This is a genomic window from Mesorhizobium sp. M0751, from assembly GCF_040320265.1.
Lineage (GTDB): Bacteria > Pseudomonadota > Alphaproteobacteria > Rhizobiales > Rhizobiaceae > Mesorhizobium.
The window spans coordinates 55,684-72,716 of record NZ_JAMYPH010000012.1; the positions used below are offsets into that span (position 1 = coordinate 55,684).

The 17,033-nt window shown below is 58.6% G+C and carries 17 protein-coding genes and 2 pseudogenes; 10 read left to right on the forward strand and 9 right to left on the reverse strand.

All coding sequences use genetic code 11. The features are described 5' to 3' along the window. The first annotated feature begins 45 nt into the window (after positions 1 to 45). Complete coding sequence (locus NKI19_RS19100; protein WP_352457909.1) at positions 46 to 297, forward strand: DUF6074 family protein; 252 nt, start codon at positions 46 to 48, stop codon at positions 295 to 297. 7 nt (positions 298 to 304) lie between these two features. On the opposite strand, the gene NKI19_RS19105 is transcribed toward NKI19_RS19100, so the two are convergent. The 8 genes from NKI19_RS19105 to NKI19_RS19140 form a co-directional block, all read right to left on the reverse strand. Next, positions 305 to 520, reverse strand: coding sequence for a hypothetical protein (locus NKI19_RS19105; RefSeq protein WP_352566834.1), 216 nt, complete (start codon positions 518 to 520; stop codon positions 305 to 307). Positions 521 to 875: 355 nt separating this feature from the next. Continuing rightward, a complete protein-coding gene (locus tag NKI19_RS19110) occupies positions 876 to 2,051 on the reverse strand; it encodes a hypothetical protein (protein ID WP_352566836.1) in 1,176 nt (391 codons plus the stop codon). A 6-nt stretch (positions 2,052 to 2,057) separates the two neighbouring features. Further along, positions 2,058 to 2,489, reverse strand: a complete 432-nt coding sequence (locus tag NKI19_RS19115; RefSeq protein WP_352566838.1) for a hypothetical protein — start codon at positions 2,487 to 2,489, stop codon at positions 2,058 to 2,060. Positions 2,490 to 2,667: 178 nt separating this feature from the next. After that, a complete protein-coding gene (locus NKI19_RS19120; protein WP_352566840.1) occupies positions 2,668 to 3,516 on the reverse strand; it encodes a DUF4238 domain-containing protein in 849 nt (282 codons plus the stop codon). Between the two features lie 12 nt (positions 3,517 to 3,528). Beyond that, positions 3,529 to 4,992 carry a hypothetical protein gene (locus tag NKI19_RS19125; protein WP_352566842.1) on the reverse strand — a complete coding sequence of 488 codons (1,464 nt, stop codon included), beginning with the start codon at positions 4,990 to 4,992 and terminating at the stop codon, positions 3,529 to 3,531. Between the two features lie 113 nt (positions 4,993 to 5,105). Next, a complete protein-coding gene (locus tag NKI19_RS19130; protein WP_352566843.1) occupies positions 5,106 to 5,969 on the reverse strand; it encodes a CBASS oligonucleotide cyclase in 864 nt (287 codons plus the stop codon). A gap of 7 nt (positions 5,970 to 5,976) precedes the next feature. Beyond that, positions 5,977 to 6,747, reverse strand: a complete 771-nt coding sequence (locus tag NKI19_RS19135; RefSeq protein WP_352484889.1) for a hypothetical protein — start codon at positions 6,745 to 6,747, stop codon at positions 5,977 to 5,979. 21 nt (positions 6,748 to 6,768) lie between these two features. Continuing rightward, positions 6,769 to 8,208, reverse strand: a complete 1,440-nt coding sequence (locus NKI19_RS19140) for an SMODS domain-containing nucleotidyltransferase (RefSeq protein WP_352566845.1) — start codon at positions 8,206 to 8,208, stop codon at positions 6,769 to 6,771. 330 nt (positions 8,209 to 8,538) lie between these two features. Here NKI19_RS19140 and NKI19_RS19145 point away from each other — a divergent pair, with 330 nt between their 5' ends. The 9 genes and pseudogenes from NKI19_RS19145 to NKI19_RS19185 all read left to right on the forward strand — a co-directional run bounded on the left by NKI19_RS19145 (position 8,539) and on the right by NKI19_RS19185 (position 15,416). Beyond that, complete coding sequence (locus NKI19_RS19145) at positions 8,539 to 9,888, forward strand: GrpB family protein (RefSeq protein ID WP_352566846.1); 1,350 nt, start codon at positions 8,539 to 8,541, stop codon at positions 9,886 to 9,888. Positions 9,889 to 10,177: 289 nt separating this feature from the next. Continuing rightward, positions 10,178 to 10,564 (forward strand): hypothetical protein, encoded by a 387-nt coding sequence (locus NKI19_RS19150; protein ID WP_127253491.1) that lies wholly within the window; start codon positions 10,178 to 10,180, stop codon positions 10,562 to 10,564. A gap of 208 nt (positions 10,565 to 10,772) precedes the next feature. Next, entirely contained in the window at positions 10,773 to 11,513 is a 741-nt protein-coding gene (locus NKI19_RS19155; protein ID WP_352566858.1) for an amidohydrolase family protein, read from the forward strand. Positions 11,514 to 11,548: 35 nt separating this feature from the next. Beyond that, the gene (locus NKI19_RS19160; RefSeq protein ID WP_352469357.1) at positions 11,549 to 12,301 is read left to right on the forward strand and encodes an SDR family NAD(P)-dependent oxidoreductase; all 753 of its coding nucleotides are present in this window, start codon (positions 11,549 to 11,551) and stop codon (positions 12,299 to 12,301) included. Positions 12,302 to 12,320: 19 nt separating this feature from the next. Then, positions 12,321 to 13,160 (forward strand): transketolase, encoded by an 840-nt coding sequence (locus tag NKI19_RS19165; RefSeq protein WP_352469358.1) that lies wholly within the window; start codon positions 12,321 to 12,323, stop codon positions 13,158 to 13,160. Beyond that, positions 13,157 to 14,173: a transketolase family protein gene (locus NKI19_RS19170; RefSeq protein ID WP_502899313.1), complete on the forward strand. Its 1,017-nt coding sequence runs from the start codon at positions 13,157 to 13,159 to the stop codon at positions 14,171 to 14,173. Before NKI19_RS19165 ends, NKI19_RS19170 begins: the two co-directional genes overlap by 4 nt. A 106-nt stretch (positions 14,174 to 14,279) precedes the next feature. Next, positions 14,280 to 14,566 (forward strand): annotated as a pseudogene (locus NKI19_RS19175) (transposase); the annotation flags it as partial. A gap of 71 nt (positions 14,567 to 14,637) precedes the next feature. After that, positions 14,638 to 14,793 (forward strand): annotated as a pseudogene (locus NKI19_RS19180) (ATP-binding protein); the annotation flags it as partial. A gap of 266 nt (positions 14,794 to 15,059) precedes the next feature. Continuing rightward, entirely contained in the window at positions 15,060 to 15,416 is a 357-nt protein-coding gene (locus NKI19_RS19185) for a hypothetical protein (protein WP_352453730.1), read from the forward strand. Between the two features lie 138 nt (positions 15,417 to 15,554). Here the strand turns inward: NKI19_RS19185 and NKI19_RS19190 are convergent, their stop codons facing one another. Then, on the reverse strand, positions 15,555 to 16,523 hold the full coding sequence (locus NKI19_RS19190; protein ID WP_352453731.1) for a glycosyltransferase family 10 domain-containing protein: 969 nt from the start codon (positions 16,521 to 16,523) through the stop codon (positions 15,555 to 15,557). Positions 16,524 to 17,033: the final 510 nt, after the last annotated feature.

Sequence of the window (17,033 nt, forward strand, 5' to 3'; positions counted from 1 at the left end):
CACCCGCCAATGCTTATTCGCGCGACTGAAGGGGTGAGGTGATCGATGTGTGATTCAAACATAAGCGCGTTTCCGCTGCATCGGCGGCGGAAGTTGGTCGAAGGGATCGCCCGGGTCCTGGAATCCAAGAACGGGAAGGACGCGAACGCCTTCTGGCGCAACACCGCCAAGGCAATTCTCGTTCAACTGTCCGAATCAGGAATTGCACCCGGGGTCGCCGAACAGGAAGTTGGAACGCTTCTTCATGCTGTCTTGGGCGATATCGCCACCCGCAGTGCTGCGAAACTTGCACAATAGCATCGGCTCACGATGAAGGATTGCCGCATAGAGACGCCCCGGGCTCCACAAGCGTAGCACCACTGCATCCGTCAAACGCAGGTTTCTCACTGCGGATGAAAAGATAGGCGCGTTCGTCGAAATCATGCGCGCGAATGTGCTCTCGGGCGAGATACGGCTCCGCCTCGCCTGTCCGGCGGTCATCGACGAAATCGAGGTAGGCGATGCGGAAACCGGCATTCACGGAAGGCCGACGGACCTTTTCCACGAGCTGAACCCGCAAAACCAATGAGCCGCCGTTGAGTTCCAGTCTGCCATTTTATGCGACTTTCGAAGCACAAAAGGCGAACATGGAGAGGCGCGTTGTGTGTCCTTCGAGGTCAATAGCCCTGGCTCTTCGCAGCTCCGGCGGACATTATGAATGACTGGAAGGGGGTCGACTGCGGTCCGTCCGGTTTCGGTCGCGGTTGATGGAAAGCTGCCCATAACCAACCGACGCCCTTTCCGCCGCTCGTACTCGAAATACCGAAACCCCGATAGCGGTCATTGCCCGTAATAATGTCAATTCGCTTCGCTGCGCATGCGCAGCGATTTCGGGCTCAACTCCGAAGCGCCAAATCGCGGCGGAACCGATCGCTGTGGAGATATGCCTGGGGCGCGACGCCTTCGGAGCGGGCGCTTTCCGCCCCTTCCTCGGCCGCGGCCGTTGCCTGCGCTCGTGCAGCGCGCTCCACCATCTCGCGCGTTACGACTTTGCTGTGATCCCGCTCACGGTAGAGACGCGCATACTCGGAGTCGTCGACATCGCCCGGACCATAGTCATGGTAGTCGAGATGACGCCAACCCGGTTCCGTGAGGTTCATGCCGTATTCTACGCCGACAAATCCGCTCAAGGGCACGATATAAGTCTTAACGAAGGGAACGTTTTCGTATGTCCGCTTGATGAACTGCGCGCCGGGCGTGTTTTCGACAAACCATGGTTGCCGGCCGAACCCGCCAAACTGCAGTTGGATGATGCGGCCGAGCGTTTTCAATGCCGATAGAGCGTCCTCCCGCATTGTGGAGTAGGTCGCGGGATTAAAGTGGACAGAGCGGTTGCGCAGCGTCGCCAGCTCCATGAAAGCCATCCCAACATCAGGCAAGAGCACGCCCCAGTCTTCCAGCACGCGCACGGCGAACCGCCAGTCATCGAAAGACTCGCTGCGATAAACACGGCGGTAGTACGGCGACGCTTTGTAGTGATCCCGAAGGTCCAGGATGAGGTGATTCAGGATGCGCTCGCCGAGGGCGCACGCAGCGACCAAGGCTGGGAAGTAGAGCCCTGATACAAAGGCGCGGCGCGCCTGTTCATGCATCAGGTTATGATAACTGACGATGGAGAACGCCTTTGCGCCAAGGTCCTTAGTGTCCTGGATCACTTGCGCATGGCGGCGTTCGCCGTACTCGGCCTTGAGCCTCTCAATCGCCTTGTTGCGGTTCTCGATATGGAGCGCCTTCCCTTTCTCCTCCCAGTGCTCGCTCGGATCGTCAAGACTCATCGAAGTGGAGTCGAAATCATAGGCAAACGGGTGATACCGCCGCCGCCCGCGGTCTCGCACGGATTCGTGCCCCTCATGGTCGTAGAGGCCGCGCGGCAGGTCGGCGACCGTGATGAACCCTTCTGATACAGTGCTCTCCGCGTGGCCGTTGCTCTCGGTCTCAGCGGCTTCCTGGCGCTTGGGCGCCACCTGCACAGGCTTATTATCTTCGGCAGCAGTCGGCTCTTGGTCGGCCATGGTCCGTCAGCCCGCCGTCGCGGGTGCGGCCGTTCGGCGGCGCATCCTCGCCTTCAGCGCATCCGGATGGATATTGCCCATAAGATGGCCGCATCCTGTTGTAGGGAAGGGCGAAGGCTTGTTCTTGCCCCCGACCGCCTCGAGCTTTTCGTATAGCCCTTCGCTGACGGTTAGCATACGTGGATCGGCCCAGATAAAGAGATTATCGTCAACGAACTTCCTCATTCTGAAGATCCATGAACTCGGCGCGCCGGACGCCGAACCACAATGTGCGCTTGCCATATAGACCCTCCGCGAGGGTGTCGAACGTGATAATCTTGAATCGTCGCGCTCTTCGGTGTCAATACGGCTGCGCCGCAGTTCGCTCTCCGCGTATTCGGCGCGGCGGCCGAACACCAACATTAATTTCGGGTACGTTGGGTTGCGTTGCATCGTCACCGGCACACTGATCGTGCTCAGCTGATTGAAGAAGGCCTGCGGGTTACCTTCGATCGAAAGTCAGCCTGCCAACTGCTGATCTGCTGCGTGCACGAAATCCGGGTGGTACTCGTGGCCGCCGTCCATATAGAAGCGCGAGGTCGGCCTTACCCGCGAGCCCTCGGATATTCGGATTTGTTCACCGAGCATTGGCTATGGATTTGACCAGCGCTGCTGAACCGGCAGCGATGGTGCCACTCTGGCCTGCGATCGCAATGTTGAGCTGCCGCACTGGGCGTTCATCGACCGTATCGTGAAGACTTATCTTTCCGTCGCCTTGTCCTGCTCCCACGGCAACGTCTGACGCGATCGGGAGCCACATCTCGACCGTCGGATCGTTAAGATCGGTGCGATTGGGCGCGGTTAGTTTCACGACTGGCCGGCTGCCGACGATGAAGCTTTTCTTCGGCTGGACGATGCGCAGTATGGCGATGCCACGTCGCTCGAGCACGCGCATAACCTCTGCACTCGGTTGTCCGATTGTCTGAACTCGAACGTTGCGTACTGTTCGAGCCTTGGCATCGGCCGTCGCGAGCGCTTCGATTTCGTCAAGTCGATGGGGTGCGGCTTGGCGGAGCTCGTCGAGTGTATCCTCAACCATTCGCAGTGCTTCAGCATCGGAGACGTTGGCTCGTTGGGTCTCAGGACTGCGTCGCCACTGGGTTAGAAAGAATATGTACCAGAGGCGCTTTTGCTCGGATGTAAGGACGGGAAGCCGGCCCTCCCGTGCCGGCACCAGAATGGATTGCACGACTCCAACAGCCTCGCTCTCAAGAACTGAAAGAGCGTGCTCCATTGCCGGATCCTTGGCCCCGGTTTCAGAAAGCGTGCTGTACAGATGATTCTGATGGAACAGTTCAAGAGGTCTTGCGCGGCGGACCGTGACGGGTCGTTCGCAGAGGCGGCACCAGTGCAGCCAGCCATCCGAGTCTGTGAAGCCATTCAGAATCATCTGCGGCACGTAGTGATGGCGCTTGGGAACTGACATCGGTCCGATGGTCTAGGTGCTAGTTGTGATGCACGGCGGTGCCATCAACAGATCGCCGTCGATACGACGTGGATCGAGAAACTCAGGTCGGCGGATGAGGATCTTAAGCAGGCCACGCAATGCTTCGAGCGCCAGGTCCTTCGCCGCCAAATCCCGTTCTGCATGTGCGTCGGCAGCGCCAATTCGTCGCCGAGTGCCATGGACAATGGCTGATCGGGTCGAATAGACCACCGCGATCGCGTCACTCATGGCTTTCGCACCAGCTTGACCTCCCTCGATACCTGCCAACGCGGCTGCGCGCATCCGGAGCTTCCACGAGATCGCCTGCCCGTCTCCGTCGCCAAGTAAAACCTCAAGAGCGATTGTGGCGTCGAGAATTGCGTCGGCGAGGTCACTGCGCGTCATTGCCGTGTTCAGGCGACGGGTGGCCAAGGCAAGCCTTTCGCCTGTTGAACTTTCCAATGCTTCAAGAAGGCATGCGACCTTGCGCATCTGCGCCTTGCTGACGAGGGGTAGGTCCGCACGGTTCCAACCAAAATCGTCGAACACCTCGGGATAGCGGCGTGCGCCAACGGCATAAACATTGGGCAGCCCATAATTATGCCGGTGACGCCAGCCCCTCGCAAGCCGGATTTCCTGCGCATATCCAGTCTCGATCCCGGTCTCGAGCCGGAGCGCAGCGAATAGCGCATCGATGCGCTCGCGTGCTTCCGAGCTGAAGTTCGATAGTGTCTGGCTAAGCTCGATCCAATTGCCGTTCGGAACGTCCCATCCGGTAAGCACGAAAGCATGGGTCGCGGCCGCGAGCACTTGGTCATGACCGTTAGCGCCGTAGGCCTTCATCTCCCATCGCGCTCGTTGCAAATCTGGCGACATCCGCATGATATAGGCAGAGGGTCCGAGGCGCACCCGGTCGAAGTCGAACCGGACGAGTGCGACCGGTGCGAGCACCGCAAGCTTCAGGCGCGAGTCAAACAATCCTTTGAAAAGCGGCTTCAGAACGACATCGCGGGTCGCGCCCGTCGCGGGGGCCGCGCCGAAGCGAAGAAAATGAACATCCGCAGCCCGCGCGACTAGAAGGTCGATAGCGACCCTTGCTAACGGATTTTCCGCGTCGGATCCCGTCGGGGGAATGCGGGCGATTTCGGGGTATTCAAGGGCGAACGCTGCCAGCCTCGCCACTGCAGGGAAACGAATGGGTGGGAACCTGCCTAACTGACGCGCCTCAGGGTCGTTGTAGGGAGGTTCGAGCAGTGAAGCATATTCTAGCGGACCCACCCCCGTCCAAGCGCCATCGCCCAACGATGCCATGCCGTTGTTATGCAGCGAGAAGGTCGGATATCTGCTCACCTGGGATGGTTTGCCGCCACCCTCAAGCTTAGAAAGAATGGCAGATACGACTTCATCATACGCTTCGGCCAGCAGCTTGCCTAGGCGTCTCTGTAGCGCGCTCTCCTGGGCGGCTTCCTCATCCATCAAGTTTCCCCTGGTCGAGCAGCGACTTCCGAGTTGGTTTGTTGGAAACTAACATGCAACCAGCCCGAGGCTTAAGACTGCTGCCCGTTTTTCGTTCTTCGAGTGTGGTCGCCTCATCCGTATGCGGGGAAATAGTCAGCAAAAATCGACCGCCATTCGTCGATCGCCAGCTTCGCATATCCCTGGTTCGAGTAGTTTTCCGCAGTACGGGCCCGCCGATATGCCTGGTCGAGAGCGGCGATCATCCTGTCGGCCTCGGACTTAGCGAGATAGGAAGCGACGTCGTCGCTGTAGCCGGCGGGATCGGCAATCTTGGTCCAGACCTTGTCCCTCATTTTGTCGAATGCCCATCGAGCGCCGCTCGGATAGTCGGTGATAGTGACGTCCTTCAGAACATGGCGCACTAGGACCTCCAGATGAAAGGAGCGGAAGAGATCTCCCTTCTCGCGGTTCCAGCACTTCAGCATCTTGATCAGTGGCACGAGTGAGCCGTGGTGAGCTTTGTTGGACGCGGACCACAAGTCGACGTGCTTCTTCGGATCCGTGGGGATCCATCTCTTCAGGTGCGAGTCGGGAATAAGAAACCCACCGCCAGTTCGATAAAAGCCCGGAACGACATCGACCTTGAAATCCGTGAAGGTGATGGTCACCGCTTGGCCGTCGGGCTTTATTTTCGGTGTCTTCGGATACCTCTTCTTGAGTGTCGTCATCACGGATGACAGCAGTGCATGCTGGCTTTGGTCCGTGTAGTATTTCGGATCGAGCACGATGAAGACGTCGATGTCTGCCGTCGTGAGGGGTGCGATCATCGTGTTTCGGCGATAGGATCCGGTCAGAAAGGATTCGAGAACTTCGAAATCTTCGGCGACCGTGTCCCGCACGTTCTGCTGACGGCTGGACGTAGTGCTTTCCTGAAGACTTGTGATTTCAAGGTTCGTTCTGAATTGGCGAAAGCCCTCCGATATAGTTGTGACCATGTTTGCCTCAGATTCCGAGACGACCGCGAATCTGATCCCATTCCTTCGTCAGGCGGGCGTTGTGCTTATGAAACAGCCTAGATGAGAGAAGGATCGCGGCCGTAGATTTCGTCGTCTCATAGAACGAAAAAAAGTCGATCGCCTGCGATTGAGCTGCGGGTCGCGAGAAGGCCTGCTTTCCTGTGAACAGTCGAGTTAGATTATTGAAAACCTGCTCGCTGCGGATACGGAGCCATTCCATCCGGAGCCACCGGGCGATGATATCCTCACTGAAGACCGCCTGAGCCGCGACAGCAAGGACTTCGAGATTCGTGGAGCGATTCAGGACGGCGACGAAGTAGATCACGAGGTAACCTGCGGTCTTCGTTCGCTGTCCGACGAGCATCTTTCGAACAATCTCGCGCGTGAAGAACGTGCTTTCCATGACCGACGCCGCGAGGCGCTTCAACGGGTTTGTCTGGTCATTATTGTAGTAGCCGACTGTCTCTTCATGCGTCAGCATCACGCCGTAACTGTTCGACAGCAATTCCTGCCGGCGTTCGTCTTCGGCACGAGGAAAGAGATAGAGCTTCTGGATCTGTCCCTGAAAAAAGAACAGCAGCACGCAAACGATGAAGACGATCTGCACGATATCGTAGACAATCGGATAGGCCACCTTATCGGCGAAAAGCGCCGCAATCGAGAGGATCGAAACTACCCAGAACAGTCCAGATCCGACAGCTTCGGCCCACTCGAGGGGCTTGTAGTAGTTGCCACCTACCGTATCTAGCCTGGGCATCGATAGCTCCCTTCCCTCAACCTACTTGATCACAGCGTAGAACGGCTCGCTGAAACCAACGAGCCGATCATCGCTTCTACGGATGATAAATGCTTCCGCCATGTGGACGCCACGATATTCGAGCGCTTCCCAGCGACGGTCACCGTCGGTAGGCTTCTCGAAGCCGCCCCGCCCTTTCTTGAGGGCCATCGCCACTGCCCCGGTATTGGTGATGCGCCACCGCACGTAGCAGTCAGCCGGCACCGTCTGGAACTTGTTGACACGAACGTCGAACCAGAGACCACCCCGCGGGGGTAACGCCTCGCCTGAATTGATCGGATATCCCTTGGCAGAATACTGGGACGCGCGATATTCGGCGAAGACCTGGACGTTCCGAGAAACGTGTTCGGCGGGCTCCCAACGCGGGACCTGGAGGTGGGTTGGCGTTCGGAACCACAATGGAAGGATGCTGATACCAAAGTCGATTACGTTGTCGACTAGGCTATCGAGGTGGGCTGCCCCTTCCATGAGAAGCGCACTCGTTCGCTGCATCGCAGAAGCCTCGGTCTTCTTTACGTTCTCTCCCTTTGCAAAATCGTCGCCGAAGACCTTGCGCCATTTTTCGATGCTGTCAGAGCGGGTCTCGGCATCGATCGCTTCATCGATCCATAACCGGTACTTGTTCACGAAGTTTCGGAAGTTCGCGTACTGGGTATCGTTCCATAGGTCGGCAAAATCCTGGGTGGGGAGCGAAGGGTTGTTGACTTCCGGCTTGTCTGGCCGTGCCTGCAGCCAGTCGTCGAGCCTACGCATGATTGTCTGCAACGCACTTGGCGTGTCCGCGAACGCGTCCGAATCCTTGTCGAACCACTCGATTCGGTGACCAATGAGAGTCGTTAAAAGAACCGACTGGCAGCTGAAACGCTTCTTGATGTCCCGGATGTATTTGATGAGCCGGGTCGCCTTGCGAAACGAGTTATTGCCCGAGTACCCGTTCTTCTCGCGGATCCATCGAGTGTATTCGATGGGCTGGGATTCGTCGAATTTGTCGTTGCGCTTGTCGCAGACCTCGAGCGTTCCTTGATACTCGCGATCCATCACTAACGGAGCGATATCTATCTTACAATCGTCCGCATAGGTGATCGTGACGCAGTAATCATAAACGACTGTCTTGTCGGCATATCGTCCGCTCTCAAGGAAAACGCGCCCCAGGTCCTTCACGTATTGAGCGGCACTCCAGCCATCGACCGGCCGAACCCTGACGAGCAGATCGGCGTCGAATTCTCCGCCATCCACCGGGCGGATGATTGTGTCGTGCGCCCACGAGCCCTGCTCGATGAAGGTGGAGATTGTCGGTTCCCAGTCGGATTCTCGAAGAAAGCTATTAATCGTCTCCGCTCGGTCCTCTAGCAGTGTAATACGGGTTTGATTGAGATTGACGGTATCGGATAGAAAGTTTTTGAAGTCATTTACAAGTTTCACACTGCCCCCCTTGATATGTGCTAGTCCCCAACGGCTGTCGAAACGCTCACGTTCCCGACTGGCTCTCATTGGCGGAACGAGAGGTACGGAAAGCCAAGGAATGCCGCACGGGTTTGCGAACAAGAAAGAGATAATCTGCTCTACATGACCGAGAGTTAAAATGAGAATTTAACTCTCATACGGGGACGAATGCTTTTTGGATAGATTGCGAGAAACCGATGCGTAGCCCGCGTGCCGTGACCAAGCCGAACACGTATCATGGCGTCCATGGTAATGTGGTCGAGCAGTACAAGATCCAGGGTGTTTGATTCTGCCATGCGTGGAGAGAAAATGGCTGCGCATGATAAGGTACGCATTGTCGCGCACGACGAAGAATGGGCCTCGCGTTGTGCCGGCGAGGCGGAGGCGATCCGCGCTGTCATTGCACCGGCGCGAGCATTTATTGATCATGTAGGATCTACGGCGATCCGCGGTCTTATGGGCAAGCCGTGCATTGACCTCCTGGTCTCCCTTCTCGACTGGTCAGAAGCACAACAAGTCGCCGCAACGCTGAAAGCAGCGGGCTATGTCGAGGAGGAGAGTTGCGATAACCCACCGCGCATTTTTCTTGTGAAACCCGATCCCGTCACGCCCTTTCACCTTCACCTGGTTCCCAACGGCAACTCTTGGGGACAGGACATGATTGTATTTCGCGACGAGTTGTCCGGCGATCCAGACCTAGCGAGCCGCTATGCCGCTCTCAAGCAACGCCTTGCGCAGGCGTATCCGACCGACGCCAAGGCCTACACTCGAGGCAAGTCTAGCTTTGTCGCCGAGGTTCTGCGTAATGCAGCGGGGGCGTTTAGTAATGACCGCCTGCTGACCCATCAGCGTGCGGAGCTGAACCGTGCGCAGGCATACCAGAACCTGGCACTTGCCGCCCAACTTGGTGTTGCGGCCATCGCCGCAATCTCAGTCTATTCCAGTGACAACGCCACCCTTCTCAACTTCGCGCTCATCGGCTTCGGGCTTGCCGGCTTTTGGCTCTTGCTGGGCAGCAGGCAGCGGAAGCACCGCTCGGCTGGCGACCAAGCGCGCCGGGCGGTGCTCTTGGCAAGCGGTCTCAATGCACGGTTCTCGGCAGAGCAGCGGCTTAGAATCTTTGACGGCTTCACCGCACCCATCGAAAACAAGCCAATGGTGCGCGAGGAAAGCTACTTTGCGAGCCGCGCAGAGCCGAGTTATTTCCGCCTGGCCGAGTTGATTGAAGAATCAGCATATTGGACGCGCGACTTGCAGCGCGCGAGTGCCCAAGCGATGTGCCTCGTGCTGGTTGCGGTTGCGCTTCTGATGGGCTTCACGCTCTGGCATGCTATGTCTTCGATGTCCACCGACGCACAGGTCTCACTTGCGCGCGTGCTGGTGGCGGCCCTAGTTTTTCTGCTTTCGTCCGATACAGTCGGCACGATGATCGCACACAAGAACGCCGCCGGCGCTATCGATGATGTCCTCCAACGCGTCGAAAGTGCGGCCGCACGTGGCTACACAGAGCCGGACCTGCTGCTACTCCTGTCGGACTACAATGCGGTCGTCGAAGGCGCACCAGTCGCTTTGCCGGGTATATATCAACTCCGTCGCGGCAAACTCACCCGCAGATGGCGCGCTTATCTCGAGAATAAGCGACTAACCGAGCTGAGCTGAAGCGTCTCGGCGATCAACTCAGCCCTGCAGCTCACTAGCGTGCGGAGAGCGCGAGTGTCGGCTGCTACCGGAAGCTACTTTCGCTTCACGACGTGAGATGAGGTGCGACCAAAACCTCCAGCATGTTTAATCCCGATGTCCGCTCCCAGACACAGGCTAAGTTTCCCTCTACGGCCGGCATCAGGCGCATTGCCGCGCAGGCAGTGTGGTGGAAGGCGTCGGGCCTCTGTCCACTTGCTATGCCTCGAAATGTGCATATATTGTGCGTATGAGAGGTCGGAGATTTGTCATGGCCCACGCACAGCTCGCACATTCCACGGTGGTTTCAGGCTTTGTCGATAGCCTTCAGGAGCCGCGCACGCCTTATATCTCGCCGAAGCGCCTGTCACAGGCGCTTGGCGTAAAGGTGGCCAACCTCGCCCAGTTGACCGGTGTCCACCGCAACACGCTCCGTAACCCGTCATCGGAGCGCCTGCAGGGCCGGATGCGCGAGATGGTGAAGGTGATCTCGGCCGCGACGGAACTCACCGGCGATGTCGACAAGGCAATCTACTGGTATCGCAACGAGCCGATCGCCGACTATGGCCATCGCACCGCAGCCGAGCTCGTCGCCGACGGTCAGGTCGAGGCAGTTCTGGCTTTTATTCGTGATCTCGAGAACGGGGCGCGCGGGTGAAGATCGCCCACGTCGGCCCGGATGAAATCTTCCATCGTTATTTGACGCCAAAATGGGCTTTCCTGCCAACCAGCGGTGCAGGCGCTGCGATCGACGGTGGCCGTTTCAACCGGCCTGGTGTCGAAGCCGCTCCAGCTGATCGACCCAGCGATCGGCGAAGCGATCATCGATAATGCCGGCACGCAAATTGTCCCTCCACGAAGGCCAGATCGTCCAGATCGCTCGTGCCCTTTCCACCGGAGCCGAAGTGCTGCTTCTCGATCCCGGCGATCCGGTTGGGGAAACGCGCTGGCTGCAGGAGATCGCCAACAAGCGAGGCTTTCCGCATGGCATCGTCGGCTATGCCGACCTGTCCCAACCCGACGTCGGCGACCTCCTCGACCGCCACATGGAATATCCGACTTCCGCGGCATGCGGCAGACCGATGAATTATCATCCCGACCCCGCCAAGACCTATCTGGCGCGGCCGGAGGTCAGTCGTACGCCCGAATGGCGGCGCGGCTTCCGGGAGCTGGCGAAGCGCGGGCTGAGCTTCGACCCGCAGCTCTACTATCCGCAGATGAGCGAGTTCCTCGAACTGGCGCGCGACTTTCCCGACGTGCAGATCATTCTCAATCACACCGGCATGCAGGTCGACGGCGCCGAGCATTTTGGCGCCTGGAAAAAAGGCATGCACCAGTTAGCGCAAGCGCCGAACGTCGCCTGGATCTCGGGCCTCGGCATGGGCGACTGGACTTGGACCACGTTCTCGATCCGTCCTTATGTCGAGGAGGCGATCGCAGCCTTCGGCGTCGGCCGCTCGATGTTCGCGACGAACTTCCCCGTCGACAAGCTGTTCTCGAGCTTCGACGCCATTTTGAACGCCTTCAAGGAAATTACGATCGCCCACCCGCACGAGGAGCGGCTCGCGCTGTTCCATGACAACGCCGCCCGGTTCTACCGACTTTAGATCGCCGGCAAACAGAAATAGCAGGAGAGTTCGACTTGTTGCTGAAGGGCAAGGCCGTGGTGATTTCGGGGGCCGCGGGCCCCCGGGGAATTGGCCGCTCCACGGCAGCGCTGATGGTACAGCACGGGGCTCGCGTTGCAATACTCGACCTCGATGACGGGCAAGCGCGTGACGCCGCTGCGTCGCTTGGACCCGACCATTTCGGCCTTGCGTGCAACGTCGCGGACCTCGACGCCTGCAAGAGGGCGGCGGCGCAAGTGACAGAAACCTTGGGCAGGATCGATGTGCTCTGCAATAATGCGGGCGTCACGCAGCCGGTCAAGACGCTGGAGATCAGCGCGGCTGACTGGGACCGCATCCTCGATGTCAACCTACGCGGCGTGCTCCATCTCAGCCAGGCATTCATCCCGAACATGCGCGAAAATGGCGGCGGCTCGATCATCTGCATGTCGTCAGTTTCGGCCCAGCGCGGCGGCGGCATCTTCGGTGGCCCGCACTATTCGGCTGCCAAGGCGGGTGTTCTGGGGCTTGCCAAGGCCATGGCGCGCGAATTCGGTCCCGAAGGCATCCGCGTCAACTGCATCACACCGGGCCTGATCCAGACCGACATCACCGGCGGCAAACTGACCAACGCCATGCGCGCCGACATCATCAAGGGAATCCCGCTCAGCCGGCTGGGCGAGGCGCGCGACGTAGCCGGCGCCTATCTCTTCCTGGCTTCCGATCTGGCCAGCTACATCACCGGCGCCGTGATCGATGTCAACGGTGGGATGCTAATCCATGGCTGAGTGGACAACGGAGCTTGAGATGCCTCGCGCTGGCAGCAATGTCAGCCTGGCCGAACGAGCCTATCGTATCCGCCGACACGCCGTGCGGATGGGTCAAGTCCAGGGCCAAGGTTATGTCGGACAGGCGCTGGGTGTCGCCGACGTGCTTGCCGTCGCCTATTTCCATGCGCTTCGTTACCGGCCGGAGGACACGTTGTGGGAGGGACGCGACCGCTTCCTGCTGTCGATCGGACACTATGCGATCGCGCTCTACGCGGCTCTGATCGAAGCGGGCGTGCTGCCGGAGGAAGAGCTCGAAACCTATGGCAGCGATGAAAGCCGTATGCCGATGTCCGGCATGGCGCCATACACGCCCGGCATGGAGATCACCGGCGGCTCGCTCGGTCACGGCCTTGGCATTGCCGTTGGCATGTGCATGGGGCTGACGCGCAAGCGAAGCGACAGTTTCGCCTACAATCTTTTGTCCGACGGCGAGCTCGGTGAGGGCTCGACCTGGGAAGCCGCGATGTCGGCCGCCCACCACAAGCTCGACAATCTCATTGCCATTGTCGACTTCAACAATCAGCAGGCCGATGGTCCGTCGACGGCCATGCTCTCCTCCGAACCGGTGACCGACAAGTTCGAGGCGTTCGGCTGGCATGCGCAGCGCGTCGACGGCAACGACATCGAGGCGGTCCGCAAGGCCTTCGACATGGCGCGCGGCCTGAAGGAACCTCGTCCGCGTGTGATCGTTTGCGATACGCGCATGGCCAAGGGTGTGCCATTCCTGGAAACCCGCGACATCACGCATTTCATCCGCGTCGAACCGCACGAATGGACGTTAGCGCTCGAAGCTTTGGAAAAGGGACGTCCGCGTTGAGGTTGTCAAAGTTCGCGCCGCGCCACGCCGCCAATGCCGGTGAGCGCAAGACCACATCGGCGATGATCGCGTCGATCGCGCCCGATGGCGTACCGACACGCAATGCGCCGTTCGGGCACACACTGGCCAGACTGGCGCACCAGCGGCCCGGGATAGTTGGCCTGACGGCGGACCTCGCGAAATACACCGATCTCCATGTCTTCGCACAGGAGCATCCGGACCGCTTCTATCAGATGGGCATGGCGGAGCAGGTGCTGATGAGCGCCGCCGCCGGCTTGGCGCGGGAGGGTTTTACGCCCTTCGCCACCACCTACGCCGTCTTCGCATCGCGACGTGCCTACGATTTCATGGCGATCGCCGAGGAGAAACTCAATGTGAAGATCGTCTGCGCCTTACCGGGGCTGACGACCGGCTACGGCCCCAGCCACCAGGCGACGGAGGACATCGCGATCTTCCGCGGGATGCCGAACCTGACGATCATCGACCCTTGCGACGCGCTCGACATCGAACAGGCCACGGAGGCGATCGCGGACTACAACGGGCCGGTCTACATGCGGCTTTCGCGCGGTAAGGTTCCTGTCGTGCTCGACGAAGACGACTATACATTTGAAATCGGCAAGGCGCGAATGCTGCGCGAGGGCGCGGACGTATTGTTCATTTCCAGCGGCCTGATGACCATGCGCGCGCTGGAGGCCGCGAAGGCGCTTGAAGCCGACAGGATCGGCTGCGCCGTTCTGCACGTTCCGACGATCAAACCTCTGGATACGGAGGCGATACTCGCTGCCGCGCGCCGTTCGGGACGGCTGGTGGTGGCGGCGGAGAACCACACCATCATTGGTGGCCTTGGCGAAGGCGTTGCCGCGCTGCTGATGCGCGAGAGAGTGACCCCAGTCTTTCGCCAGATCGCCCTGCCCGACGAGTTCCTCGACGCTGGCGCGCTGCCGACGCTTCACGATCGCTACGGGATCTCAACTTCCGAGCTCGTGCGCCGCGTCCGCATTTGGAGCGAATGAGAAGTAAGAGCTCTCCCCACACAACAGTTGAGTCATCGACCTTGACCTTGCCCCTCTTATCTAATCCGGTTTGAAGTTCGTTCTGGCCCATCGAGAGGACCAGGACATGAAACGTAGCCGCTTCTCTGAAGAGCAGATCATCGGAATTTTGAAGGAACATGAGGCCGAGGTATCGGTTGCCGATCTGTGCCGCAAGCACGGGGTCAGCGACGCCTCGATTTACAACTGGAAGGCCCGCTTCGGCGGGATGGATGTCTGCGAGGCTCGGCGACTGAAGGCTCTGGAGGACGAGAACACGCGGCTGAAGCGGCTTCTGGCCGACGCCATGCTCGACAATGCCGCGTTGAAGGATCTTGTGGGAAAGAAATGGTGACGCCCGCGGCCAAGCGGAAACCTTTCCAGCGACCAGATCGATCAACTTCAACGCCGACTGCAACGGACCAGGCGATCAAGGAAAGGTGCATCATGAAGCATTCGCGGAGCCGACAATAGCCGACGCCATTCTCGACCGGATCATCCACAACGCCCATCGCATCACCCTCGAAGGCGACAGCATGAGAAAGCAAAAAACACCGTCGCCCTTGACCGGCGCCGAAAACGGCGAAATCAATCACAAATGACTTCAACCAGGCAACCGAGCGCCGACCCCATCCTGCTGTCCGCGAATTAGTGAAACTGCTGTCCGCGATTTAGCGGAACGACTGTCCCGTTTTTGCGAAATACGCACGTCCGACGCAGCTTGCGTTGACAGAGGCGGTTTTACGCGCAGTTGCAATAGCACTTCCGCCGGCCTATTTTTGTGGAGTGCAATTCTGGTTCGGCCAAGGGCGCTTTGGGCGCCGGACCGGCCCCGTGTAAACCTCATTAAAGAGAGACGAACCCTGCCATGGAAGAATTCTTATCGCGCATCGCCACTGGTGCCGGCATCGGCCCGGCTCTCGCAGAGAAGGCCGTTGGGTTAATGCTGGGTTTCCTGCAACGCCACGCGGCCGACGGTCCCGTTGCGCGCATGATCGCGGCCATTCCCGGAGCTTCGGAATTAGTGGCGAAGTATCATGGCAACGACCCAGAGGGCGGAGGCGGCCTCATGGGGCTCGGCCAGCAATTGATGAGTGAGGGTCTCAGCATTCTAAAGATCGCCGCCATCGCCAACGAGACGATCGCCTTCGCCAAGGAACATGCCGGCGACGAACTCGTGGACGAGGTCCTCAATTCCGTTCCTGGCCTTCCCCAGTTCGTCTGATCAGCGGCAGCCGGGGGCGCATGACCTCGTGCGCCCGTGCCGGCCCGTCTGCGCAGGTAGGCATTCTCCGCCGAGCGCTCCGTACCGATCTCGCCAGACCACCAACCGCCGGGCACGCGAAGCGAGCGTTGGAGTACTTCATTCGTCTGTCCCAAAATCGACCGCAGGCGAACCGATGTGTATAACTTCCGGCGGTAAGGGTTTATCGTGAACGCTTTCGATGAAGCCCGCGAGATAAGCAAACGTATTGTATTTCTCAAGAACCAACCGCTTCGCCTCTTGTATTGCGCCGCGACGCTCCTTCCAGAGGTCCGAGTCGATGATTTCTTGAATTTTTTGGATTACGTTCTTGTCCTCTGGGTCAATCAGAACCATTGAGTCGGAAGGGAAGAACCTCGTGATTGCCGGGCTGCCGTAATAGATCGGCATTGTTTCAGCAACGAAGCAGTCCATAAGCTTCTCTGTAAAATAGTAATCAGCACGAGTATTCTCGAAAGCTATACTGTAACGGTACGGTGCGAGTGCGTCCCATTTATCTCCAATCAGCCGAAAACCTCGGCCGAACAGGTCAAAATCGAGCTCCTCTCTCAGCCGTTCCAGAAACGCCAGCCGATATCGATGCCCTTTAAGCAGGGCGATGTTACTGGTAATCCATGAGAGCCGAAGCGGCTTGTCCACGACTTCGCTGACCAGAAGTTGGTCATATGTCTTTGTTACAGACCAAGACCGAGTGATAGGTGGAGACAAAACGAATCGGCGCTCTGCATTCTGCCGAGCAGCCAGCTCTGCGTCAGACGTCAGGACGATGGTATTTTTCCCCTGCCCTTCATGAAATGCGCGATGAGCTTTCGTCGGCGGTTCGCCGATTGCAAAAATTGTCCTGTTTGGACTCGCCTCGATATCAACAGGGAGCCCAAAAATAGAAGCAGAGTTAAAGACAATATGCCAATCGGGCGCGAAGGATGTCCTGCGTACAAAAGCGACATTGTTCCAGATTCCACTGCCCTTTGGAGTGAGATGGTGGATTGCATCATCCAAAACGCCCCAAGAATCCAGACATGTAGCAACAATGGGCGCCGGACGTTCCGTCAACAATTTGGTCGACAAAGCAGTTCCACCCCATTCACTTCCGTTGGACCGGGAGCAACTCGTGCATCGGGCGCAAGACCTCTCTGCGCCTGAAATAGCTCGCGATCCTGATCGGTATCAAACACACGATTCTGTGCGACTTCGCGATTCTGTGCGACTTCGCGCCATTCGACAACTCATCTCTAAGACCGCGGGAATCCCTTCACTCGTGAAGGTACTCAATCGCCATTTCGGATTGCGGTAAGATTGGGCAGCATAAACCTTCCGGGACCCGCTGTCGAGGCAATTGTCGCTTTGCACCTAACCAGGTTCTTCCTCACTTTGTGTGGTGATCAGGCCGGTTGAGTGGCAGCATGCGTGCCCTCTAAAATATGGAAGTTGACTACATTCTTATTATTAATCGGGATATACGACCAGTTTAGAGGCGGCTCGCCTCTCACAGGCGACGTTTGCAGCGGCGACGGCAGATCGAGATATTGGCGGGTTGATGCCGGGGCTTTGTCCGAAATCTGTGGTCCGATTTCGGAC

Coding starts and splice junctions, on each gene's coding strand:
- NKI19_RS19125 (WP_352566842.1), bottom strand. CDS start 4,992: ATGGATGAGGAAGCCGCCCAGGAGAGCGCGCTACAGAGACGCCTAGGC.
- NKI19_RS19130 (WP_352566843.1), bottom strand. CDS start 5,969: ATGGTCACAACTATATCGGAGGGCTTTCGCCAATTCAGAACGAACCTT.
- NKI19_RS19145 (WP_352566846.1), top strand. CDS start 8,539: ATGGCTGCGCATGATAAGGTACGCATTGTCGCGCACGACGAAGAATGG.
- NKI19_RS19120 (WP_352566840.1), bottom strand. CDS start 3,516: ATGTCAGTTCCCAAGCGCCATCACTACGTGCCGCAGATGATTCTGAAT.
- NKI19_RS19110 (WP_352566836.1), bottom strand. CDS start 2,051: ATGGCCGACCAAGAGCCGACTGCTGCCGAAGATAATAAGCCTGTGCAG.
- NKI19_RS19150 (WP_127253491.1), top strand. CDS start 10,178: ATGGCCCACGCACAGCTCGCACATTCCACGGTGGTTTCAGGCTTTGTC.
- NKI19_RS19165 (WP_352469358.1), top strand. CDS start 12,321: ATGCCTCGCGCTGGCAGCAATGTCAGCCTGGCCGAACGAGCCTATCGT.
- NKI19_RS19100 (WP_352457909.1), top strand. CDS start 46: ATGTGTGATTCAAACATAAGCGCGTTTCCGCTGCATCGGCGGCGGAAG.
- NKI19_RS19135 (WP_352484889.1), bottom strand. CDS start 6,747: ATGCCCAGGCTAGATACGGTAGGTGGCAACTACTACAAGCCCCTCGAG.
- NKI19_RS19185 (WP_352453730.1), top strand. CDS start 15,060: ATGGAAGAATTCTTATCGCGCATCGCCACTGGTGCCGGCATCGGCCCG.